This is a genomic window from Paenimyroides viscosum (genome assembly GCF_003858535.1).
Taxonomy (GTDB): domain Bacteria; phylum Bacteroidota; class Bacteroidia; order Flavobacteriales; family Flavobacteriaceae; genus Flavobacterium; species Flavobacterium viscosum.
In genome coordinates this window covers 19,617-41,821 of the sequence record NZ_RQTJ01000012.1, presented here as the reverse complement: position 1 = coordinate 41,821, position 22,205 = coordinate 19,617, and the positions used below count along the sequence as shown (strand labels likewise).

General features: G+C 34.7%; 21 protein-coding genes. 16 read left to right on the top strand and 5 right to left on the bottom strand.

Annotation, left to right across the window (positions count from 1 at the left end; all coding sequences use genetic code 11):
• Positions 1-2: 2 nt before the first annotated feature.
• From EG242_RS07305 to EG242_RS07290, 4 genes are all read left to right on the top strand, one after another.
• Positions 3-3,146: an efflux RND transporter permease subunit gene (locus tag EG242_RS07305; protein ID WP_124899248.1), complete on the top strand. Its 3,144-nt coding sequence runs from the start codon at positions 3-5 to the stop codon at positions 3,144-3,146.
• 2 nt (positions 3,147-3,148) lie between these two features.
• Positions 3,149-4,549 carry a TolC family protein gene (locus EG242_RS07300; protein ID WP_124899247.1) on the top strand — a complete coding sequence of 467 codons (1,401 nt, stop codon included), beginning with the start codon at positions 3,149-3,151 and terminating at the stop codon, positions 4,547-4,549.
• Between the two features lie 149 nt (positions 4,550-4,698).
• Positions 4,699-5,271, top strand: a complete 573-nt coding sequence (locus EG242_RS07295; RefSeq protein ID WP_124899246.1) for a hypothetical protein — start codon at positions 4,699-4,701, stop codon at positions 5,269-5,271.
• The gene (locus tag EG242_RS07290) at positions 5,243-5,809 is read left to right on the top strand and encodes a hypothetical protein (protein ID WP_124899245.1); all 567 of its coding nucleotides are present in this window, start codon (positions 5,243-5,245) and stop codon (positions 5,807-5,809) included. Before EG242_RS07295 ends, EG242_RS07290 begins: the two co-directional genes overlap by 29 nt.
• On the opposite strand, the gene cls is transcribed toward EG242_RS07290, so the two are convergent.
• Positions 5,804-7,270, bottom strand: a complete 1,467-nt coding sequence (gene cls / locus EG242_RS07285; RefSeq protein WP_124899244.1) for a cardiolipin synthase — start codon at positions 7,268-7,270, stop codon at positions 5,804-5,806. The two genes, EG242_RS07290 and cls, sit on opposite strands and share 6 nt — an antisense overlap.
• 107 nt (positions 7,271-7,377) lie before the next feature.
• On the opposite strand from cls, the gene pth reads away from it, so the two are divergent.
• The 5 genes from pth to EG242_RS07265 are packed head-to-tail and all read left to right on the top strand — an operon-like array spanning position 7,378 to position 10,485.
• Positions 7,378-7,944: an aminoacyl-tRNA hydrolase gene (gene pth / locus EG242_RS07280; RefSeq protein WP_124899243.1), complete on the top strand. Its 567-nt coding sequence runs from the start codon at positions 7,378-7,380 to the stop codon at positions 7,942-7,944.
• Positions 7,945-7,948: 4 nt separating this feature from the next.
• Positions 7,949-8,473, top strand: a complete 525-nt coding sequence (locus EG242_RS07275; protein ID WP_124899242.1) for a hypothetical protein — start codon at positions 7,949-7,951, stop codon at positions 8,471-8,473.
• A 46-nt stretch (positions 8,474-8,519) separates the two neighbouring features.
• Positions 8,520-8,972, top strand: a complete 453-nt coding sequence (locus EG242_RS07270; protein WP_124899241.1) for an energy transducer TonB — start codon at positions 8,520-8,522, stop codon at positions 8,970-8,972.
• Positions 8,973-8,978: 6 nt separating this feature from the next.
• Positions 8,979-9,104: a hypothetical protein gene (locus EG242_RS15135; RefSeq protein ID WP_262673575.1), complete on the top strand. Its 126-nt coding sequence runs from the start codon at positions 8,979-8,981 to the stop codon at positions 9,102-9,104.
• The gene (locus EG242_RS07265; RefSeq protein WP_158608853.1) at positions 9,079-10,485 is read left to right on the top strand and encodes a carboxypeptidase-like regulatory domain-containing protein; all 1,407 of its coding nucleotides are present in this window, start codon (positions 9,079-9,081) and stop codon (positions 10,483-10,485) included. The genes EG242_RS15135 and EG242_RS07265 overlap by 26 nt, the downstream gene beginning before the upstream one ends.
• 18 nt (positions 10,486-10,503) lie before the next feature.
• Here the strand turns inward: EG242_RS07265 and EG242_RS07260 are convergent, their stop codons facing one another.
• The 3 genes from EG242_RS07260 to EG242_RS07250 all read right to left on the bottom strand — a co-directional run bounded on the left by EG242_RS07260 (position 10,504) and on the right by EG242_RS07250 (position 13,025).
• A complete protein-coding gene (locus EG242_RS07260) occupies positions 10,504-11,241 on the bottom strand; it encodes a hypothetical protein (protein ID WP_235831886.1) in 738 nt (245 codons plus the stop codon).
• A gap of 78 nt (positions 11,242-11,319) precedes the next feature.
• On the bottom strand, positions 11,320-11,775 hold the full coding sequence (locus EG242_RS07255) for a LexA family protein (protein WP_124899238.1): 456 nt from the start codon (positions 11,773-11,775) through the stop codon (positions 11,320-11,322).
• Positions 11,772-13,025, bottom strand: coding sequence for a Y-family DNA polymerase (locus EG242_RS07250; RefSeq protein ID WP_124899237.1), 1,254 nt, complete (start codon positions 13,023-13,025; stop codon positions 11,772-11,774). The genes EG242_RS07255 and EG242_RS07250 overlap by 4 nt, the downstream gene beginning before the upstream one ends.
• A gap of 939 nt (positions 13,026-13,964) precedes the next feature.
• Here EG242_RS07250 and EG242_RS07245 point away from each other — a divergent pair.
• From EG242_RS07245 to EG242_RS07235, 3 genes are read left to right on the top strand one after another with little or no spacing between them, the layout of a single operon-like run.
• Positions 13,965-15,083: a DEAD/DEAH box helicase gene (locus EG242_RS07245; RefSeq protein ID WP_124899236.1), complete on the top strand. Its 1,119-nt coding sequence runs from the start codon at positions 13,965-13,967 to the stop codon at positions 15,081-15,083.
• A 21-nt stretch (positions 15,084-15,104) separates the two neighbouring features.
• Complete coding sequence (locus EG242_RS07240) at positions 15,105-15,533, top strand: cold shock domain-containing protein (protein ID WP_124899235.1); 429 nt, start codon at positions 15,105-15,107, stop codon at positions 15,531-15,533.
• 23 nt (positions 15,534-15,556) lie between these two features.
• The gene (locus EG242_RS07235; protein WP_124899234.1) at positions 15,557-15,748 is read left to right on the top strand and encodes a cold-shock protein; all 192 of its coding nucleotides are present in this window, start codon (positions 15,557-15,559) and stop codon (positions 15,746-15,748) included.
• A 70-nt stretch (positions 15,749-15,818) separates the two neighbouring features.
• Here EG242_RS07235 and EG242_RS07230 read toward each other — a convergent pair whose 3' ends face one another.
• On the bottom strand, positions 15,819-16,877 hold the full coding sequence (locus EG242_RS07230; RefSeq protein ID WP_124899233.1) for a 3-oxoacyl-ACP synthase III family protein: 1,059 nt from the start codon (positions 16,875-16,877) through the stop codon (positions 15,819-15,821).
• A gap of 119 nt (positions 16,878-16,996) precedes the next feature.
• On the opposite strand from EG242_RS07230, the gene EG242_RS07225 reads away from it, so the two are divergent.
• The 4 genes from EG242_RS07225 (at position 16,997) to EG242_RS07210 (ending at position 22,200) form a co-directional block, all read left to right on the top strand.
• Positions 16,997-17,194, top strand: coding sequence for a hypothetical protein (locus tag EG242_RS07225; RefSeq protein WP_124899232.1), 198 nt, complete (start codon positions 16,997-16,999; stop codon positions 17,192-17,194).
• A gap of 163 nt (positions 17,195-17,357) precedes the next feature.
• Positions 17,358-20,156, top strand: coding sequence for a TonB-dependent receptor (locus tag EG242_RS07220; RefSeq protein ID WP_124899231.1), 2,799 nt, complete (start codon positions 17,358-17,360; stop codon positions 20,154-20,156).
• Positions 20,156-21,151 carry a metallophosphoesterase gene (locus EG242_RS07215; protein ID WP_124899230.1) on the top strand — a complete coding sequence of 332 codons (996 nt, stop codon included), beginning with the start codon at positions 20,156-20,158 and terminating at the stop codon, positions 21,149-21,151. The genes EG242_RS07220 and EG242_RS07215 overlap by 1 nt, the downstream gene beginning before the upstream one ends.
• The gene (locus tag EG242_RS07210) at positions 21,148-22,200 is read left to right on the top strand and encodes a phytase (RefSeq protein ID WP_124899229.1); all 1,053 of its coding nucleotides are present in this window, start codon (positions 21,148-21,150) and stop codon (positions 22,198-22,200) included. The genes EG242_RS07215 and EG242_RS07210 overlap by 4 nt, the downstream gene beginning before the upstream one ends.
• Positions 22,201-22,205 lie beyond the last annotated feature (5 nt).

The following is a 22,205-nucleotide window of genomic DNA, read 5'->3' as shown; positions in this document are numbered from 1 at the left end:
TTATGTTAAAAACGTTTATAGAAAGACCCGTATTATCTACGGTTGTTTCAATTATTATAGTCATCTTAGGAATATTAGGGCTTACGGTATTACCTGTAACCCAATATCCTGATATTGCACCGCCTACCGTTCAGGTGGCTGCCTCTTATCCAGGTGCCAACGCTCAAACAGTATTAGAAAGTGTGGTGGTGCCTATTGAAGAGCAAATTAATGGGGTAGAAGGAATGGATTATATCACCTCTACTGCCAGTAACGACGGTTCTGCTTCCATACAAGTAGTGTTTAAGCAAGGAATTGATCCTGATATTGCATCAGTTAACGTACAAAATCGTGTAGCCCGTGCAACGCCTTTGTTGCCAAATGAAGTAACGCGTTCGGGGGTAACTACGCAAAAGCAACAAACATCTTCGCTGATGTTCTTATCTTTTTATTCTGAAAATGAAGATTACGATGCGGTGTATATCCAAAACTACATGAACATCAACGTAATTCCTGAAATTAAAAGGGTAAACGGAGTAGGTGATGCATCGGTTTTTGGAGCTAAAAATTACTCGATGCGTATTTGGTTGGATCCTGCTAAAATGGCAAATTACGGATTGGTTCCTAATGATGTTACCGCAGCAATTAACGAACAATCGTTAGAAGCGGCAGCAGGACAATTAGGTGAAAATGCCGGAGAATCTTTTCAATACATCATTCGTTACAGTGGTAAATTTAAAACCGAAACGCAATACGAAGATATCGTCATAAAATCATTAAATAATGGACAGGTACTACGATTAAAAGATGTTGCTACAGTTGAGTTAGGTTCTCAAAGTTACGGTGGTTATTCTGAGTTAAACGGAATGCCAGCTGCAGCAATGGCTATTTACCAAACACCAGGATCTAATGCTCAGGAAATTATCAATGAAATCAAGCTTGAATTAGATAAAATTGGTCAAAATTTACCTGAAGGTATTAAATACAAAATCAATCAAGATACCAACGAATTCTTAGATGCGTCTATCAGTAAAGTGGTAACCACCCTTATTGAAGCATTTATTTTGGTGTTCTTGGTGGTATATATCTTCTTACAAGATTTTAGATCGACTTTAATTCCTTTAATTGCCGTACCGGTATCTATTATAGGTACGTTCTTTTTCTTAAACTTATTTGGTTTCTCTTTAAACCTGTTAACACTTTTTGCATTAGTGCTCGCCATTGGTATTGTGGTAGATGATGCCATTGTGGTAGTTGAAGCCGTGCATGCTAAAATGGAAGAAACCGGTGAAGATGCTTTTACTGCAACTACCGGTGCGATGAGTGAAATTACCGGCGCTATTATTTCAATTACGTTGGTAATGTGTGCGGTGTTTATTCCGGTTACTTTTATTAGTGGACCAACAGGAGTATTTTACAAACAGTTTGGAGTTACCTTAATTGTTGCTATTGCTATTTCTGCAGTGAACGCTTTAACGTTGAGTCCGGCATTATGTGCCATGTTACTTAAACAACACGATGAAAAAGCAGGAGTAAAACGCAATTTTATGCAACGCTTTTTTGCGGCATTTAACAATTCGTTTAATGCCATGACTAACAAATATGGTAATTCTTTTAAATTTTTATTTAAACATAAATGGGTTACGTTCTTAATATTGATTGCTTGTTTAGGGTTAACTTATTTTGCCAACAACAACATGCCGGCAGGGTTTGTACCGAGTGAAGACCGTGGATTTATCATGGGGAATATCGAGTTGCCAGCAGGTGCTTCGGTAGACCGTGTGAATCAATTAGGTAGAGAGTTTTCAGAAAAAGCACAGCAAATTCCAGGAATTGAATCGGTAACCATTATTTCAGGACGAAGCATTATTTCGGGTGCTGGATCAAACTATGGTTTTATGATGATTAAAATGGAAGGATTTAAAGAACGTACCACCGATGATAAAGCTACCGATGTAGTTATTGGTAAGTTATTCGGTTTGGCAGGTCAAGGATTCCCTGAAGCAAAAATGATTTTCTTCCAGCCACCAAGTATCCCAGGATTTGGTATGTCGGGTGGATTTGAAATGAAACTGTTAGATCGTTCAGGTGGCGATATTAAAGATTTTGACAAGGTAACACAAGATTATTTAACTGCTTTAATGGAACGGCCAGAAATTTTATATGCCCAAACCTCTTTAAATACCAACTATGCACAGTACGAAATTGAATTAGATATTGTGCGTGCTAAACAATCAGGCGTTTCTGTAAGTAATATCTTTTCGGCATTGCAAGGTTACGTTGGTGGTAATTACGTAAGTGATTTTACCCGATTTGGTAAACAATACCGCGTAATGTTACAGTCTTTCCCTGAAGATCGTACCGATGCCAGTAGTTTAAACAATATGTTTGTACGCACCGCATCGGGTAGTATGGCGCCTTTAAGTCAGTTTGTAACTTTAAACCGCGTATACGGACCACAATCTGTAAACCGTTTTAACTTATTTACGTCATCAAACATTTCAGGTGCACCAAAACCGGGCTATTCATCGGGAGATGCCATTCGTGCCGTTCAAGAGGTAGCGCAGCAAAACTTATCAACCAATTACAGTATCGACTTTACCGGATTAACGCGTGAAGAAATCAATGCGGGTTCACAAACGATCTTGATTTTTGGTCTATGTATTTTGTTCGTTTACTTTATTTTAGCTGCTCAGTACGAAAGTTATATGTTGCCTTTTGCGGTATTATTCTCACTTCCTGCTGGAGTTATGGGAGCATTTATCTCTCAAAAAATAGCCGGATTAGAAAACAATATTTATTTCCAAATTGCCCTCGTCATGCTCGTGGGGCTATTAGCGAAAAACGCCATTTTGATTGTAGAATTTGCCTTGCAGCGTCGTAAACACGGCGATAGTATTGTAAAAGCAGCAATTGATGGAGCTAAAGCTCGTTTACGACCTATTTTAATGACATCTTTTGCCTTTATTTTAGGTTTGATGCCGTTGGTATTTGCTGGCGGTGTGGGATATATTGGAAACCGATCAATTGGTACCGGAGCGGCTTTTGGTTTGTTGATAGGAACTATTTTAGGAGTATTTATTATTCCGGTATTGTTTGTGATTTTCCAAAACATTCAAGAGAAAATCAAACCAGTTAAATTTGATCAAAAAACAATAGAAGAATAATTATGAAATCGATATATAAAACAACTTTTATTGCCTTAACAGCTGTTTCGCTTCAATCGTGTATTGCTACAAAAGATTATCAGCAGCCAGAAATTTGGAACAAAGCCGCGTTTAATAGCGCGCATGTTGTTAAAGACAGTGCTTCTCAAAGCGTTATGCCTTGGCAACAGGTTTTTACCGATGCCGCTTTACAACAGCACATTCAAACAGCTTTAGATGGCAATTTAGATATTCGTGCGGCTTTAGAGAATATGAATCAAGCACAATCCTATTTATCACAAGGTAGGGCGGGGTTTTTGCCTACTTTCAGCGTGGGTGCCAACTATACGCATTCCGTAAATTCTATTAATACGCAATTTGGACGTATTTTGGGGCAACGTCAGCGTTTAGATCAGTTTGATATTACCGGAAGTTTAGGTTGGGAAGCTGATATTTGGGGCAAAATAAGCAGTCGAAAAGCAGCTGCCGAAGCTACTTATTTGCAAACACTTGCAGCGCATCAGGCAGTACGTACGCAGTTGGTTGCTATGGTGGCTTCTGGTTATTACAACTTATTGGCTTTAGATGCGCAAAAAGAAGTTGCCTTGCGAACCATAGAAAACAGAACCAAAAGTTTGGAAACCAACAAAGCATTAAAAGATGCGGGAAGGGTAACCGAAGTAGCTATAAAACAAACCGAAGCACAATTGTTAAGCGCTCAAGCGTTGCTATTGGATATTGATAACAATATCAAAGTGCAAGAAAATACGTTGAGTATTTTGATGGGAAGGTTTCCACAAGCTATTGAAAGATCTTCTTTTAAAGATATGCAATTGAATGTGAATGCCGAAGAAGGTATTGCTATTGAGGTGTTAAACAACCGCCCCGATGTTTTGGCAGCAGAATTAGGTTTTAGAAATGCGTTTGAGCTGACGAATGTTGCCAAGGCAAGTTTTTATCCTACTTTACGATTAACAGCAAGTGGTGGATTGCAATCGGTTGATTTTGAAAAATTGTTCGATCCAACTTCGTTTTTTGCAAGTATTGTAGCCGGAATTGCTCAGCCCATTTTAAACGGACGTCAAATTCGTACACAGTATGAAATCAGTTTATCAAATCAAGAAAAGGCTTTTTTAAACTACAAACAAACCGTATTAAGCGCAAGCAAAGAAGTTTCTGATGCGTTATATGCTATTGATATCAACAAAAAGAAATTGGTTTTAAAGCAACAAGAGGCTGAAGCTTATACAAACGCTGTGGAGTATTCGGAAGAATTGTTAAACAACGGTATGGCAAGTTATTTAGAAGTGTTAACAGCTACCGAAAGCGAGTTAAACGCCCAACTGAATATTATTACCACACAATATAATTTATGGAATGCCAACATACAGCTTTACAAAGCTATGGGTGGTGGTGTAGAGTAATTTTTCTATTTATATAAAGTGATTAATGCAGCTAATTTTAGCTGCATTAATTTTTTAAATTATCAGACCTCACAGGTTTTTAAAACCTGTGAGGTCTTGACATAAATAAAGTAGTTTTTAAATTTTTGTATATTTGAAAAAAAAGCAACATGAGATTTTTTTTGTTTTTGATATTTTTTCCAATTTTAGGCTTTTCGCAAGAATCATTTAGTTACAAAACCCATAAGCAACAAGTATTTAATATTCGTCCGGGAGCAGATAAAGTTTTTCATTACATTAAAATGGATAAGCAGGATATTGTATCTAACAGCTTATTTGTTATCGATGAAAACACACAGAAATTGGTAATACCCGAAAACGGATTTTATGAAATAACAGCCTCATTTCATTTCAATCCCAGTACAAGCGTTATTAAATTTAACCGTGGAGGCGTGAATTTTGGTGTTGTTCAAATTGCAGAAGGGGTAGAGCAGTATGTGGCAGCCACTCGAAAATCATTTGATCAGGATAATCAGGATTTATTTTCGCGTATAGAGGTGTATCCAACCATAGTGTATTTAACCAAAGACGCCGTTATAGCGCCAGCTATAAGTTCAGGCTTGTTGGGAAATCCGCTTTTAAGTTGTGTGCTAGGTTGTCCCAGAAAAGACAAAAATTGCGTTTCGTTTTCAATGAATATAAAATTAATTAGCGATGAAGATTCATTTCAAAGATATTATTAAAATATTAGTTCTTTTGGTTGGTTTTAGCGGCTTTGCTCAAGAAAAATCGTTTTATATCAGAAGCATCCGAAGCATTCATTTAGAAAATACTCCATCGGTTATGCAGCAGTTAAAGTTTCAGCCGGTTGATGTCGTTTATAATAAAATCACACAATTCTTAAACGATAAAATTACCATTTCATCATCAGGCACGTTTGATGTTTCTGCCTTTGCAAACATTAATCCGGGTGTTATGGGTAGCACTATAAAAGACAGTATTCATGTAGAATTGTATCTTGTGAAGAATAATCCTGAACAAATAGAAAATATCCTTGCTAAAACCATTTTTAAATTTAGTTATGGGAATTTTGATGTTGCCGCCGGACTTTTAATTGCACCAACCGAAGTTCAGCTACAAAAAAACGATGAAATCTCACTTTGGGTTAAAATTCTGCCTACATCGAATATCGATATCAATAAAAACCCGAAATACGATCACGTAACCAAACCAACCGGAATGCAACAGATTGCCGGCATGCGGATTGAAAAACTATTATAACAAAGGCGCCAACAACCTGCAGATTGATGCAAATGCTTTATAGTACCACTTTTCGTTTTTCCACAAATCGGCAGTAAAAAGCTTACTTACTAAAATATCTTTTTTAAATTGATTGGTTAATTGCTGCGCAATTTCTGTATCTAATACCACCGCCGATAATTCAAAATTTATTAAAAAACTGCGCGAATCTAAATTGGTTGTTCCTACATAGCTTAATAACCCATCAATACAAATAGTTTTTGCGTGCATAAAACCTTTTTCGTACAAATAAACCTTCATTCCGCGCTGCATAAAAGGTTTTAAAAACGATAACGATGCTGCTTGAACAACCAATGAATCGCCTCTTGATGGAAGCATAAGTGAAACATCAACCCCTTTTGAAACCGCAATTAGCAAAGCAGTTTTAAACGAATCGGTCGGAATAAAATAAGGCGTACATAATTGTATGCTTTTTTGGGCTGCTGAAATACTTAAAATCATCGATTCCATAACGTACGGCGGTGTATTTCCGGGCGATGAAAAAGCAAACGTCATTGGTAATTTCTTTTCGAAAACCGTTTTCATTTCGGGCAGATATTTATAATTTAAACCAAACGATTTTCCCGAAATACTTTCCCAATGCAGCCAAAATTGTGCTTGCAACATTTTAGTAGCATCGCCATGAATTCTTATCGCCGTATCGCGCCAATAAAGGTGAAACTTGTTAGGATTAATATATTTGTCTGATACATTGATGCCGCCAACGTAACCTATTAAACCATCAATAACGATGATTTTTCTGTGGTTGCGGTAATTGCTGTTTGCGAGTGATGAAAAACGCACGGGCAGAAAAATTTCAAACTGAATGCCTAAATTTTCATAATGTGCTTTGCGTTTTGCAAAAGGCGATGACCCAAAATCATCAATAATCAAACGTACTTCAACGCCTTGTTTTGCCTTATCAATCAAAATAGCTAAAAGTTGCGATCCAAGTTCGTCTTCATCAAAAATGTAATATTCAATATGAATGTGGTGTTTTGCATTTTTAAGATCAGCTAATAAAAGATCGAATTTTTGTTCACCGTTAATCAAAAGCTTTGCACTGTTGTTTGATGTAGGAATTGATGTTTGCGTATGCACCAAATATTCAAAAACATCGTTTAAATGAGCATCATACGTTTCGGTAAGTCTAATTTCTTTGGAAATAAACGGTTGTAGATCAATCCACCGTTCTTCTAATTTTACCTTATAGCGGTTGTCTAGCTTCTTAAAATATTTTTCTTTTTGAAATTTCTGACCAAAAAAGTAATACAAAATAACGCCGATAAACGGTAGAAATACTATAACCATTAACCACGCAATGGTTTTTTCAGGTTTGCCGTTTTCCACCAAAATAGTAATAAAAGCCGTGGTGTTTATCAACAACAAAGGAATCCAATACCATTCTTTAATGAAATCCCAAATAATGTATAAGTTTTCCATACCTTGCGTTTCTGTTTCTAAATTACCTAATTGTTAATACATTTGCAATGAATTTTTTTACAAAGTGGTTTAAAGCTAAATCACACAATCAAGATCAAACAGAAAGAATGAAAAAATATTTAATAGTTGGCTTGGGCAACATTGGTGCCGAATATGTAAATACACGTCACAATATTGGTTTTAAAGCGGTTGATTTTATGGCAAATGAAGCCGGAGCAACTTTTGAAACGGTGAAATTGGGAGCTTTGACCGAAATCAAGGTGAAAAACAAAATATTGTTGCTTTTAAAACCCAATACGTATATGAATTTATCGGGTAAAGCCGTACAATATTGGATGGATAAAGAAAAAATTGCCAAAGAAAATATTTTAATTATTACAGATGATTTAAATTTACCTTTCGGATCTATTCGAATTAAAGCAAAAGGATCAGACGGCGGACATAATGGATTGAAGAATATCCAGCTGATTTTAAACACTTCAGAGTATCCGCGCTTGCGTTTTGGAATTTCGGATCAATTTAAAAAAGGACAGCAAGTTGATTATGTTTTGGGCGATTGGAGTGATGAAGAAACAACAGCTTTAAAAGAACGTTTGGATACTGTTTCTAAAGCTGTGAAAGAATTTGCTTTGGCGGGTTTAAACAATGCAATGAACAATTATAACGGAAAATAAATATATGAAAAAAATGATTGCACTATTGGCTATTGCAGCCGTAGCAGTTAGTTGTGCTACTACAAAAGGAGTTGAATCTACCAATTGGTTGGGCAAGAAAGTAACAATGGTTTCTGTTGCTCCTGAAAACGGCAAGGTAACCGCTACCCGCGAGTATGAAAAGGCTTTAAACTTAAACGGTTTTGAACAATTGTATCCGCAAACCATTTACAACCCTGAAACCGTTTTGGTACAGTATAGTTTTGACAGAAACAAAGCCAAAGAAAATTATGCCGACGATTTTTACAAAGAAGAATTGTTCTTGGAAATTCCCAAAAAAGCATTTAAAAAAGAATATAAAGATGCCGAATTAGAACAAGTAAAACTGGTTTATGGCAAGCATTGTTATTGTAAAGGCGAGGCAGGTTACTACAAAATAACTCAAGGTACTTTAAAAATAGACCAGTCAGACAAGCACACGAAAGTTAAACTGACTTTTAAAGCACCATCTACTTCACTTATTGAAAATGTGGAGTTTATCGTAGAATAATTATCAAAGATGTCTAATTAGACATCTTTTTTTGTATATTTATTTTATGAAATTAATTGTTACACTTTTTATTATAGGATTTTCTTGGGCAGGATTTTCTCAAAATATTCCTAATTCTTTAGAAAAAGACGTTGTTGACACTCCTGTAAAAAATTCAACTAACGATACACTTATTACTGATATTAGTAATCCATCTGCTTATGCCGATGCAGCAAACATTAAAACAAAATCAGGCAAATTGGTAACAAGGTTTTTAGCCGAGAACTATAGTTTTCCTCGTGAAGCTTTTGAAAACGAAATTAGCGGAACCATTTATGTTCATTTTATAGTAGAAAAAGACGGTACTGTTAGTAATGTAACCATTGAAAAAGGATTGTGTAAAGTTTGTGATGAAGAAGCTGTTCGTGTGGTTAAAAAATTGCGTTTAAATCCCGTTTTAATTGGTGGAAAAGCAGAACGTGTACGTTATCGTATTCCCATTCGTTTAGCTTTACAATAATTTAATATGAAACACTTTTGTATCGTCATTTTTAGTTTTTTAACCTTATTTGTCAACGCACAAACAATTAACGGTATTGTTTTAAGTGCTGATACCGGTAAACCTATTGAAGCTGCATCGGTTTTTTTTTGATAATACAACTATTTCAACCCAAACAGATTTAAACGGAAATTTCCAGATAAATATTCCGGCAAACAATAAAAATCAATTGGTTGTAAGTGCTTTTGGATACGACTATTTTCTTGTTTCAAATCCAACACCAACATCTAATTTAAAAATTCGGTTAAAAACAGAAGAAACTACTTTAGATGAACTGGTAATCGATAAAAATCTTTTCACACGTAAGGAATTTCTTAAAGCTTTTCGATACTTTTTCATCGGAAATACCAAAAACGCCAAACACACAAAAATTTTAAACGAAAAAGATTTGGTTTTTTATTTTGATACAAATACCAAGCAGTTTACCGCACATTCTAATAAACCAATTATTATACAAAATGAACGTTTGGGATATACCATAGATTTTCATTTAGAATCTTTTCAGGTACAGTTTAATTATCAAACATTAAATCCTAAAAATTACATGAATACCAATTATTTTGGATATTCGTTATTCCGTGAACATACAGCATCTACCAAAAAAATAGCAGCAAATAGAGCAGAAACTTATAACAATTCAAGCGTTGCTTTTTTTCGTGATTTAATTACTGATAATCTTGAAAATTCTGATTACGTTTTAGCAGTAAATGGTTTAGGGGTAGAGGTAAGAGAATATTTAAAAATTGAACCTGAAAATGACGGTTATAAACTCTGTATCATAAAAATGCCTACGCGCAAAAGACCCGATTTATCTGGTTTAATAATGAAACATGGAAAATTAAAAGCTAGTTCATCTAAAGATACTACAGAAATAGAAGTGCCTTTTATAGTTTTTAATAAAGAAATTAAAGAGCAATCACAACTTTACTTTCAAAAAGAATGTATTCTTATTCAAAAAAACGGACATTTAGTAAATCCAAACGATATGTATTTTAGTGGTTTTTTCGCCGATTTAAAAGTTGCCGATATGTTACCTTTTGATTATACGGCAACGAAACTACCTACTAAAAAATCAAACGAAACTGCAATTGACAAAAAGATACCTACGTATGAAGTTTTTGAAAAACAAGCTATTGATTTTTATACATCTAAAAATTTTGATGCTCATAGAAAAGCAAGAAAGGTATTTTATGATAAGTTAAAAGTTGAATATAATTATAATGTGCATGAGCCTTTCCAGCTTTGGATTAAGGAGAATTTGAAGAGTACGTTATTTGCCTCGGAAGAAGAAGCGATCACATTACACCAAAATTTTGTATCGACTTTTAAATTAATCAAAGATCAAAAAGAAGATATTGAAAGAAAGGAAGATTATTTTAGTAAATTATATGGAGAGGAAGAATTTGGTAAAATGTACTATAATAAAGTTATACAAGGTCTTTTTAATAAGATGGAAATGCCTAAACCCGAATAAAACCTACATACTTTAAGGTCATAGTGGTTTAGTTAATTTTATGTAGCGCACATTTTTCATGCGATTCCATGCTACGGTATGTCTTTTTTTGTAAAGCCATAAGCATCCTAAGTCTAATCCAAAATAAAACAAACTAATACCCGAAGGCGGATTTGCACTAGGTAAAAACTCTATAAATCTAAAAGCATACGGTGGCCATTCCCAACATTTGTAAAAAGTGCCCACTAATTCTAAATAAGCTACTACTAAATACATAGTGTAGTAAAACAAACGTTCTCTGGGTTTGTTGTGCAAGATATAAAGAACCACTGCGGTTAGTAAAAATCCAAAAACATCATTTTTAAAAAGTAGAAAATAGGTCCAAAAAACAATAATAATCGCTAGAAAAATTTTTTCGATAAGCTTTTGGTGTAGTTTTATCGCTGTGTTTTTGTTAAAATATACCGCCGCAATATATATAATGGCATGACCTGGTGGGATATAATGTGGAATATTTTCCAAGCGATACTGATACATTTTTAAACCTAACGAGAATAAGTATTCGCCTGCAACACCTATTAAAACGGCATAAAACATTTGTTCTTTGTATCGGCTTGGTAAAAAATAAAAGAGCGTAAAAAAGATCGCCCATAGCAAAAAAGTAGCTACTTCTTGACCGTGATTAAATTGATCTAAAAAAAACACGCTATCAAGATACAACCCCCCTGCAATCAATGAAAATAAAGGAATAAGTGTTTTTAAGAAGGCTTTTAGCATGTTAATAAGGTTAATTTTTCTTCAAAAGTAACCATTTCTGTCTTTTTTTAAATCGATAAATGTGTAATCCTAAAAAAATTACTTTCTGTTTTTAATATTTCTTACCAAGGCATCAACCACACCTAAAATAACCACTTCGTCATTTTCATTAATTGTTACAGAATTAGCGTATTTTGGATTCAATGCCACTAATTTAGAATTAATTTTATCGTACCGTTTTAAAGTGTATTCAGTTGAATTGATAGATACCACTACATCATCGCCGTGCTGAGGTTCGTAATCTGATCGTAAAATTAAAATGTCGTTTTCTAAATAATCCGGATACATAGACAAACCTTTTACGCGGTTTACAAACGTAGATTCAACTTTAGAAAGATACAGCTCATCTAAACTTATTCTATCATTCAAAAAATCTTCGGCAGGCGAAGGGAATCCCGCATTTACCCCTTCACGCAACTGCACGTAATACTTTTTACCTTGAGATTTAATAGGTAAATATTCTAATTCACTGCCAAATTTTATAAACTGTATCATCTTACTTCTAAAATATCGCTCCATTTAGTGGTATAGTTCGGGCTTAAATGTTCTTGACGCATTTTCCATGTTTTGTCTAATGCTTGTGAAGCTAATTTTAATTTTTGCGTTCCGTATTTGGTGTTCAATTTATCTATAGTTTGCATTATTTTACGATGTTTAAAAGGCTCATCTTCAAATAAATTGAACTGCTTCTCGTTTTCCAGAGCAATCCCGCCTACAATAACACCAGCTTTTTTATAATGCAACCCAGCTTTAAATAATAAATCTAACCCTTTTTTAGCATATTTGGCAATTTCAATATCAGAATTAGTCGGGTAGGGAATACTTACATTAATAGACCTTGAATATTGTTCGTGCGCTTCGTTAAATCTATTGGTTTGTACAAAAACGGTAACCAACTGGCATGTTGCTTTTTGTTTGCGTAATTTAGCAGCACATGTTACCGCAAAAGTGGTAATGCGTTCTGCCAAATATTCCTTATTGGTGTAAGTGGTATCAAAAGATCGGGTAGTAGCAATATGTTTTTTAGATTGAACCTCTTCCAATTCTAAAACCGAAATGCCTTCTAATTCTTTTTTTAAACGAAGACCTACTACCGAAAATTGTTTTCTTACATATTCATCGGGAAGTTTGGTAAACTGAATAGCTTTGTGAACACCTTTGCTTTTTAGTTTTTTAGACATGCGTCTGCCAATTCCCCACACATCTTCAATATTTAGCCATTGTAATGCTTTAATACGTTTTTCGTCGGTATCGATCAAATAAACACCCTGTAACTGCGGAAATTTCTTTGCTATATGATTGGCTGCTTTTGCCAACGCCTTGGTAGAAGCGATGCCTATGCAGGTTGGCAGTAAGGTTTTCTGTAGAATTTCCTGACGAATTTTTTTGCAGTATTGATCCAATGGCTGGGCAGAAAAATTATTAAAATGTAAAAAACATTCATCAATAGAATATATTTCAACGTTGGGCGTGTAATTTTGTAGGATACGATACACCCTGTTACTCATATCGCCATACAAAGCATAATTTGATGAAAACACGTGAATACCTAATTCGCTAAACTTATTTTTGAATTCAAAAGCGGGTGCACCCATGGGAATTCCAAGTTTTTTAGCTTCGTTAGACCGCGAAATAACACAGCCGTCGTTATTACTTAAAACAACAATGGGGGCGTGGCGTAAGGTGGGATTAAAAATACGCTCGCAACTTACGTAAAAGTTATTACTATCAACTAAAGCATACATTTTACAAAATTATCAATTTATAAAACGCAATAAAGTTAAAATATGTCGTTCTTAAAATTTGCTTTTTTTGTATAAAAAAAAGAGGTTGCAGTAAAAACCAACAATCTCTTTTATTAACCAAAAAAAACACTTATGAAGCCATCAAATATATCAACATGAAAAATAAAAAAACTTAATCTAGATTAATAAATGGTTGTTTTCTTATAAAACTTTAGTGTGAAAGTAGTTAGTGCTATGGCATAAAATTTGATATATAATCTGTAAGAAAACCGCAGTCTTTAAAGTCTTTAAAGATTTTCTTATTAATTAAATATTAGGTTTTAACTTAACATATGAGGGCGGTTATAATTAAAGCGAGATATATGTCTCGCTTTTTTTATTAACAATATTTTATTTTTATAAATAGGTTATTTAGCAGTTTGTTTAAAAATAAATTTATTTGGGTAAGATGTATGAAATATTAAATAAAAACTTTAATTTTTTTAATTTATATCATAACAAGGTCGTTTATAAAAATAAAGTTGTATCTTTGTAAAGAATTTATTGACGGGCTTTTGTATCTGCCTCTTCTGAAACAGTTTAAACATTATTTTTTTCTCTCTCAGTTTTGCTTTTTTCAGTTGCCACATTTTAATTTTATGTACATTTAGTTGGCAAGTTTGAGTTTTTCAAATTAATGAAATTACAGTTATAGAATCATTTTTTCCTTATCGGTAGTACTAGCAGTGTTGAATACTGCACCCCATTTTGTGGAATTTATTTTTTTGTAATCTAAAATTACTAAACGTAAACGTTAAATTTTAATGCAATGTAAATAAAGCAAAATAAAAAATAATAATAATTTTAATAAAGTAAACTGTAATCCGGTTAAACTTTTTAGAAAGTATCTTAAGTAATTTACCAAGATATTTAAAATGCCTAGTATAGGCAGTGAAAACTATGAATTTTAAAGATTTAAATATAATTACCCCCATATTAAAGGCTGTAAATAACGCAGGATATACCAAAGCAACAGAAATACAGTACCAAACAATACCGCACATACTTAACGGCAGTGATGTAATAGGTTGTGCACAAACAGGTACAGGTAAAACAGCATCTTTTGCAATACCTATTTTGCAATTGTTAGATAAAAAACCAGTAGAAAAAAAAGCTATTCGTACCCTGATATTAACACCAACAAGAGAGTTGGCAATACAGATAAGCGAAAACTTTGAAATTTACGGAACGTACTTAACTTTAAAGCATTTGGCAATTTTTGGTGGCGTACCACAGGGAAAGCAAATAGCGGCTTTAAATAAAGGTGTTGATATATTAATTGCAACTCCGGGAAGACTTTTAGACCTTATGGCACAAGGCGTAATAAAACTGACGCAAATTGAAATATTAGTACTTGATGAAGCAGACCGCATGTTGGATATGGGTTTCGTTAATGATGTAAAAAAAATACTGACAAAAGTTCCAGTAAAAAGACAAACTTTATTCTTCTCGGCTACAATGCCAGCAGAAATACGAAAGTTTTCGCAAACCATTTTAAGTAACCCAAAAGAAATAAACGTTACACCAGTTTCGTCAACCGCGCAAACTATCAAACAATCGGTTTATTTTGTTGAAAAAGCAGAAAAATTAGATTTATTGATACATATTTTAAAAGATCAAACAATAAACCGTTCATTGGTTTTTGCAAGAACCAAGCATGGTGCCGATAAATTAGTGAAAAAGCTCTTGAAATCGGGAATTCACGCCGCTGCAATACACGGGAACAAATCACAAAATGCCCGCCAAAAAGCATTAGATGATTTTAAAAGTTCTAAAATTCGCGTATTAATAGCTACCGATATTGCTGCAAGAGGTATTGATATTGATGAATTACCACATGTAATTAATTATGAATTGCCAAATGTACCCGAAACGTATGTTCATAGAATAGGAAGAACTGGTAGGGCAGGGTATGAAGGAGTCGCTGTTTCTTTTTGTGATACAGACGAGAAGAAAGATCTTAAAAACATTCAAAAACTTATAGGTTTTAATATGCCTATAGTTCAACAAAGTATATAACACAATATTAAAATATTAATTATGGCAGATTCTTTTTCTAAAAAAGAAAATAATAAGAAAAAAATAAAGAAATTACAAGATAAACAGTTAAGAAGAGAAGATCGTAAGGATAATAACAATAAAGGTAAAACTCTTGACGACATGATTGTTTATGTTGATGTGAACGGGCATTTTACTGAAGTACCGCCACATCTTCAAAACAGAGATGCAGATTTAGCAAAAGCTAAAAAAGCACAAGAATCGGCAGCTATTGATCCAGATGCAGATTATACCGGAATTGTAACCTATTTAAGCGAAAAAGGTTATGGTTTTATTACAGAAGACAAAACAGGCGAAAATATATTTTTCCATTTAGGACAAGTGAGCATAAATGTAGATAAACATAACAAAGTGACCTACAAAAAAGAAATGACACCTAAAGGATACAGAGCAATAGATATTAGAAAATAACACAAACAATTAAATAAAAAAAGATGCAAGAAGGCACAGTAAAATTTTTTAATGAAACTAAAGGTTTTGGTTTTATTTCACAAGCAAACGGAAATGAAGATGTTTTTGTTCATAATTCAGGATTATTAGAAAACGTACGTGAGAACGACGAAGTAACGTTTGATATTGAGCGTGGACAAAAAGGATTAATGGCAGTTAACGTTAAAAGAAAATAATAACAACTGCTTGTTAAAAGAAAAAGGGTATGTAAGCAATTACATACCCTTTTTTTAGCTTTTGTTCATGCTAATATTTATACACAAAGGCATTGACATTCATACCTGCACCAACCGATGCAAATAATAACACATCGCCTTTATTAATAGTGTGTTCTGGCAATTCGTTATTCAAAATCATGGTAAGAAGTGACGGAATGGTAGCCACACTGCTGTTTCCTAATTTGTGAATAACCATTGGCATAATGTTTTCTGGCACCGTTTCGTTATAAAGCTGATAAAAACGGTTAACGATTGCCTCATCCATTTTTTCGTTTGCCTGATGAATAATAATCTTTTTTAGCTGATTAATTGCATAACCACTATCATCAAAACATTTTTTCATTGCTCCCGGAACGTTTAATAACGCAAATTCGTAAATTTTTCTACCGTTCATTTTAATAAACTTGATATCGGGGCAGTTTTGGTTGTTATATGATTTTCCAAAATACAGGTAATCTTTTTCTTTTAAGGTAAAAGAAGCCGAAAGGTGTGATTTTATACCAGAATCATCATCGCTAAGTTCTATAATAGCCGCTCCGGCACCATCGGCATAAATCATACTGTCGCGATCGTGAATGTCAACCACGCGCGAAAGTGTTTCGGCGCCAATAACCAAGCAGCGTGTTGCTATATTAGCTTTAATAAAAGCATTTGCATGTATCATTGCTTCTATCCAACCAGGGCAACCAAACAACACATCGTACGCAACACACAGGTTGTTTTCTATTTTAAGAAGATGTTTTACACGCGATGCCAAACTAGGAACCATATCAGACTGAATCGTTCCAAACCGAACATCGCCAAAGTTATGTGCAAAAATAATATAATCTAATGTTTCGGGATCAATGCCTGAATTTTCAATTGCATTTTGTGCTGCTATAAAACCCAAGTCTGATGTTACTTGGTCATTTTGGGCATAACGTCTTTCTTCAATACCCGTAATTTCTTTTAATTTATCGGCTATTGTGGCATTATCTTGTTTTAATGATTTTCCACTTTCATCTAAAAAATGGTGCTTGTCAAAAAATAAATTTGTTATGGTTTGTGTGGGAATGTAATTGCCTACACCAATAATTCTACTTGTCATTTAAACTATATTTTCTAACTTTTTATAAGTATTAAGTGCTATGTAAATATAATCAATATAAATATGTTGGGCTATATTTCTTTATTTAATAATTTTACGTAAAGTTTAAACGCAACTAAATGTATCCGTATCACAATAAAATAAAGCAACGAATTAAAAATGGCGAATTAACAAACTTTGAATTTGTTGAGAAATATAAAAACATAAGTCCGTGTTTGTTACTGTATTTTAGTACCGAACCTTTTATAAAACCGGTTAGGGAACATCGTTTTGAAGAATATCGATTGCTTTTAAATATTGAAGAAAGTCAGAAATAATGCAGTGTAGCATATTAAAGCAACGTTGCTTTTTATACATCTCTTAACAATTCAGTCACATCGTTATGGTCTTCCTTAACGGTTCAATAATCTACAGCTAACGTTCTAATTTTGTTTGATAGGTAGTTTTGTGCAAATAATTTTTGAAGCCAAAACTATAAAAATGAAAAATTTTTACATTTTAGCCGCATCTTTAGTAAGTGCATTGACATTTGCTCAAAATGGGGTAATTGCCGGAAAAATTACCGATGGAGACAACAAGTTTTCTTTACCCGGAGCAACAATTAAAATCGAAAATTCTAACCGCTACACCGTATCCGATCAAAACGGAGGTTACGAATTTTTAAGCCTCCCAGAAGGAACCTACACCGTATATGTAGAATATATTGGCTATGTAACTGCAGCGCAAGAAGTAGTAGTTACAACAAATGTAACAACAACCGCAAACTTTCAGCTTTTTACAGGTTCCGAAGAATTAGAGGAGCTTGTAATTATGGGAGATTTTCTTCGCGGACAGGCAAAAGCGTTAAATCAACAACGTAACAATGCCAATATTACCAACATTATTTCGTCTGATCAGGTTGGGCGTTTCCCAGATGCAAATGTAGGTGACGCATTAAAACGTGTTCCGGGAATCACCATGCAGAACGATCAGGGTGAAGCGCGTAACATTATCGTTCGTGGATTATCGCCAGAACTAAACTCGGTAACGTTGAATGGCGACCGTATTCCGTCTGCCGAAGGAGATAACCGAAATGTTCAGATGGATTTAATTCCGTCGGATATGATTTCATCTATCGAAGTAAATAAAACATTAACTCCTGATATGGATGCCGATGCAATTGGTGGATCGGTAAATCTTGTAACCCGTGCCGTACCAAACCGCGAGCGTATTTCTGCAACATTATCGGGTGGTTATGCGCCAATTCGCGATAAAGGTTTGTACAACGGCGCTTTTGTTTACGGAAATCGTTTTGCCGATAATAAATTAGGAATTATAGCATCAGGAACATGGCAGTCACAAAATTTTGGATCTGATAACGTTGAAGCTGTGTGGGATAAAGACGATAACGGCAATGCTTATTTAACCGAAATGGATATTCGTAAGTACGATGTTCAGCGTGTTCGTAGAAGTGCATCGTTAAGTGCAGATTATGTTTTTAACGAAAATAACCGTATTGATTTCACTGCAATGTACAATTGGCGCGATGATCGTGAAAACCGTTACAGAACGCGTTACAGAGATTTGGAATTACAGGATGATGGAACCTATATTGGTGAAATCCGCAGAGAAACAAAAGGTGGAATTGATAACGATCGTAACAAAAATACGCGTTTAGAAGATCAGCGTGTAATGAATGTTTCGTTACGAGGAGAACATTTATTGTCGCCAAAGTTAGATATGGATTGGGCGGTTTCTTATTCTAAAGCAAGTGAGGACCGACCAAATGAAAGATACATCGATTTCCGTCAGCAAGATGTTGTAATGGGACAAAATATCGGCGATGGAAACCATCCGTTGGTATACGCTGTTGGGGGCGAAGATCCTAATAATTTCGAATTAAGAAAAATCACAGAAAATCATGATTATACGCAGGAAGAAGAAATCGGAGCGAAATTAAACTTCCGTGTACCAATGTCAATTATTCAAGATCAAAAAGGACGTTTGCGTTTTGGTGCACGTTTACGTTTGAAAGATAAAAAGCGTGACAATATTTTCTACGAATATGAACCATTAACTCCGTTTGGAAGCTTAGCTGAAACTCCAAATGTAAACTGGAGTGGTAGCGGATACAATCCGGGATCGCACTACGCACCAGGATTTTTCCCTGACCGTGCTTTATTGGGATCGTTAGATTTAGGAAATCCTAACTTGTTTGAATCATCTTTACAGCCGGCAGAATTCTTATCATCAAACTACACGGCAAAAGAGCGTATCACCGCAGGATATTTACGTTGGGATCAGGATTTTAACGAGAAAACATCGTTAATAGCAGGTGTTCGTTTAGAACATACAGCTATTGAATATACCGGAAACTATATTATGGATGAGGAAGATTTGGTAGGCGAAATCAAAAACGAAAACGATTACTTAAACGTACTTCCAAGTGTTACTTTAAAGCATAAAGTTACCGATAATTTTATATTGCGTGCGGCAGTAACAACTAGTATTGCGCGCCCTAACTACTATAATTTGGCGCCTTATGTAAACGTAATTCCTGCCGATACAGAAATTGCTGCGGGTAACCCAAACTTAAAGGCAACGTATGCAACCAATTTCGATTTAATGGCAGAAAATTACTTTGAAAACATTGGTATCGTATCTGCTGGTGCGTTCTATAAAAATTTAGATAACTTCATCTATACGTATAACAATACTATTTTTACACAGAGCGATTTTGCTGCACAGTTTCCTAATGTATCAAACCCGATTCCTGCAGGCGAAAACTGGGATTTTACACAAGCAAGAAACGGAGATAAAGTGAGCGTTTACGGTTTCGAAATTGCTTTTCAACGTCAGTTAGACTTCTTACCAGGGAAATTCTTTAAAAACTTTGGTTTGTATGCCAACTATACCTTCACAAAATCTGAAGCTAAAGGAATCACAAACGAAGACGGTACAGCACGTACAGGTTTAGGTTTACCACGCACCGCACCGCACATGGTTAACGGATCGCTTGCTTGGGAAAACAACAAATTATCTGCACGTTTATCGGCTAACTTCACATCGGCTTATTTAGATGAAATCGGAGGAAATGATTTTGAAGACAGTTATTACGACAAGCAATTCTTTTTAGATTTCAATGCTTCTTACAAGTTTACTCCAAACTGGCGAGTGTTCTTAGAAGCAAACAACTTAACCAACCAACCGTTGCGTTATTATCAAGGTCAAAGCAACCGTATGAAACAAATGGAATATTATCAATCTCGATTTACATTGGGAGTTAAATATGATTTTTAATGAAAAATAGACATCCATTCTACATATTATTTTTATTAGTCATTAGTTTTTATTCGTATGGTCAGGAGCGTCCTGACCATACGCTTAATAAAACAGTTCATCAACATTCGGAAATTCAGGCGGTAAAAAACGGAATTTCGTTTTTGGCTATCGGCGATTTTGGTCGTCACGGCGCTTTCACACAGAAAGAAGTTGCCCGCGATATGGGAACAATTGCCGAAATTTTAGATATGAATTTCACCATTTCTGTTGGCGATAATTTTTATCCTACGGGAGTTCAAAGTACGCAGGATTATCAGTGGTTTTCATCGTTCGAAAACATCTATACGCACCATTTACTGCACGAACCTTGGTTTGTTGCCTTAGGAAATCATGATTATGAAGGAAGTGTTCAGGCACAGATCGATTACAGCAAAATTTCCAGAAGATGGGAAATGCCCGACCGTTATTTTGAAAGATTAATAGAAATTGATAAAGGCAAATACCTGCAACTTTTGGTTATTGATACCAATCCGTTTGTAACAAAATACAAAGCAAATCCTGAAAAATATTTAGGAATAAATGATCAGGATACAAACGAGCAATTAAAGTGGATTGAAACCAAACTGGCGAATAATGATCCTAAAATTGTATGGAAAATCGTAGTGGGACATCATCCGCTTTATACCGGTGGAAAACGCAAAAACGATTCGGAAACTAAAAATACAGAATTGATTTTTGAACCAATTTTAGAAAAGTATAAGGTTGACGCTTACATTTGCGGACACGAACACGATTTGCAGATCATTAAAAAAAGCAACAAAAAAGTAATGCAGTTTTTGTCTGGTGCAGGCAGCGAATTGCGTGAAAGCGGAAAAATAGAAGGATCGCTTTTTGCAGAAGCTGTTCCGGGTTTTATGGCATTCACTTTAACCAACAACATTTTGAAAGCTTACGTAATTCAATCAAACGAAAAAGATTTCAAAGTAATTTATCAAACCGAAATTAAAAAATGAAAAAAGTAATATATCTTTTGGCGGTAACCGCTTTAGTAACATCTTGTAATTCTTCAAAACTGGCTCCGGTAGCAAAAAATGCACTAAAACCAATTGTTGTTACACAGGCAACTCCGCATGATACTGACGATCCTGCTATTTGGATCAACAAAGCAAATCCGTCACAATCGTTAATCATCGGGACAGATAAAGAAAAAGAAACTGGTGGTTTATATGCGTACGATTTGCAGGGGAAAATTGTAAGTAAAGTGTATCCTATGGATCGACCAAACAATGTGGACATCGCATACGGATTAACCTTAAACGAAAAAAAGGTTGACATCGCAGTAGTTACCGAACGTAAAAAAGATCAGATCCGAATATTTTCGTTACCTGATTTAAAACCTGTTGATAATGGTGGAATTACAGTTTTTGCCGATTCTGAACAAAAAGATCCAATGGGAATTTCGCTTTACACCAATCCTTCAAACGGAAAAATTTATGCAATTGTAGGCAGAAAAGAAGGTGTTTCAGGCGAATATTTGTATCAATACGAATTAACGGATAATAAAGGAACAGTTACGGCTAATTTGGTTCGTAAATTCGGAAACTATTCGGGCGAGAAAGAAATTGAAGCCATTATGGTTGATAATGAGTTGGGCTATATTTATTATGCCGATGAAACCCAAGGAATAAGAAAGTATTATGCCGATCCTGCTAAAGGAAATGAAGAATTGGCTTTCTTTGGACAAAAAGATTTTAAGCGCGATCATGAAGGTATTGCACTTTATAAAACCAACGCTAATAAGGGTTATATTTTAATATCAGATCAGCAGGCAAATAACTTTGTTGTTTACAAGCGCGAAGGCGAAAGCGGTAATGCAAACAATCATAAAATGATTGCTAAAATTCCTTTTTCTACTATTGAATGCGATGGGGCAGATGCTGTTAATTTCAATTTTGGAGGATCGTTTGCCAACGGAATGTTTGTAGCAATGAGCAACGGCATGGTTTTTCACTATTACGATTGGATTATCATTCAACAAGAAATAGACAAACAAGCTAAATAGTTTTT

Excerpts from the sequence above, each read along its gene's own strand:
- EG242_RS07305 (WP_124899248.1), top strand. The coding sequence starts at position 3 with ATGTTAAAAACGTTTATAGAAAGACCCGTATTATCTACGGTTGTTTCA.
- EG242_RS07300 (WP_124899247.1), top strand. The coding sequence starts at position 3,149 with ATGAAATCGATATATAAAACAACTTTTATTGCCTTAACAGCTGTTTCG.
- EG242_RS07295 (WP_124899246.1), top strand. The coding sequence starts at position 4,699 with ATGAGATTTTTTTTGTTTTTGATATTTTTTCCAATTTTAGGCTTTTCG.
- EG242_RS07290 (WP_124899245.1), top strand. The coding sequence starts at position 5,243 with ATGAAGATTCATTTCAAAGATATTATTAAAATATTAGTTCTTTTGGTT.
- cls (WP_124899244.1), bottom strand. The coding sequence starts at position 7,270 with ATGGAAAACTTATACATTATTTGGGATTTCATTAAAGAATGGTATTGG.
- pth (WP_124899243.1), top strand. The coding sequence starts at position 7,378 with ATGAAAAAATATTTAATAGTTGGCTTGGGCAACATTGGTGCCGAATAT.
- EG242_RS07275 (WP_124899242.1), top strand. The coding sequence starts at position 7,949 with ATGAAAAAAATGATTGCACTATTGGCTATTGCAGCCGTAGCAGTTAGT.
- EG242_RS07270 (WP_124899241.1), top strand. The coding sequence starts at position 8,520 with ATGAAATTAATTGTTACACTTTTTATTATAGGATTTTCTTGGGCAGGA.
- EG242_RS15135 (WP_262673575.1), top strand. The coding sequence starts at position 8,979 with ATGAAACACTTTTGTATCGTCATTTTTAGTTTTTTAACCTTATTTGTC.
- EG242_RS07260 (WP_235831886.1), bottom strand. The coding sequence starts at position 11,241 with ATGCTAAAAGCCTTCTTAAAAACACTTATTCCTTTATTTTCATTGATT.
- EG242_RS07255 (WP_124899238.1), bottom strand. The coding sequence starts at position 11,775 with ATGATACAGTTTATAAAATTTGGCAGTGAATTAGAATATTTACCTATT.
- EG242_RS07250 (WP_124899237.1), bottom strand. The coding sequence starts at position 13,025 with ATGTATGCTTTAGTTGATAGTAATAACTTTTACGTAAGTTGCGAGCGT.
- EG242_RS07245 (WP_124899236.1), top strand. The coding sequence starts at position 13,965 with ATGAATTTTAAAGATTTAAATATAATTACCCCCATATTAAAGGCTGTA.
- EG242_RS07240 (WP_124899235.1), top strand. The coding sequence starts at position 15,105 with ATGGCAGATTCTTTTTCTAAAAAAGAAAATAATAAGAAAAAAATAAAG.
- EG242_RS07235 (WP_124899234.1), top strand. The coding sequence starts at position 15,557 with ATGCAAGAAGGCACAGTAAAATTTTTTAATGAAACTAAAGGTTTTGGT.
- EG242_RS07230 (WP_124899233.1), bottom strand. The coding sequence starts at position 16,877 with ATGACAAGTAGAATTATTGGTGTAGGCAATTACATTCCCACACAAACC.
- EG242_RS07225 (WP_124899232.1), top strand. The coding sequence starts at position 16,997 with ATGTATCCGTATCACAATAAAATAAAGCAACGAATTAAAAATGGCGAA.
- EG242_RS07220 (WP_124899231.1), top strand. The coding sequence starts at position 17,358 with ATGAAAAATTTTTACATTTTAGCCGCATCTTTAGTAAGTGCATTGACA.
- EG242_RS07215 (WP_124899230.1), top strand. The coding sequence starts at position 20,156 with ATGAAAAATAGACATCCATTCTACATATTATTTTTATTAGTCATTAGT.
- EG242_RS07210 (WP_124899229.1), top strand. The coding sequence starts at position 21,148 with ATGAAAAAAGTAATATATCTTTTGGCGGTAACCGCTTTAGTAACATCT.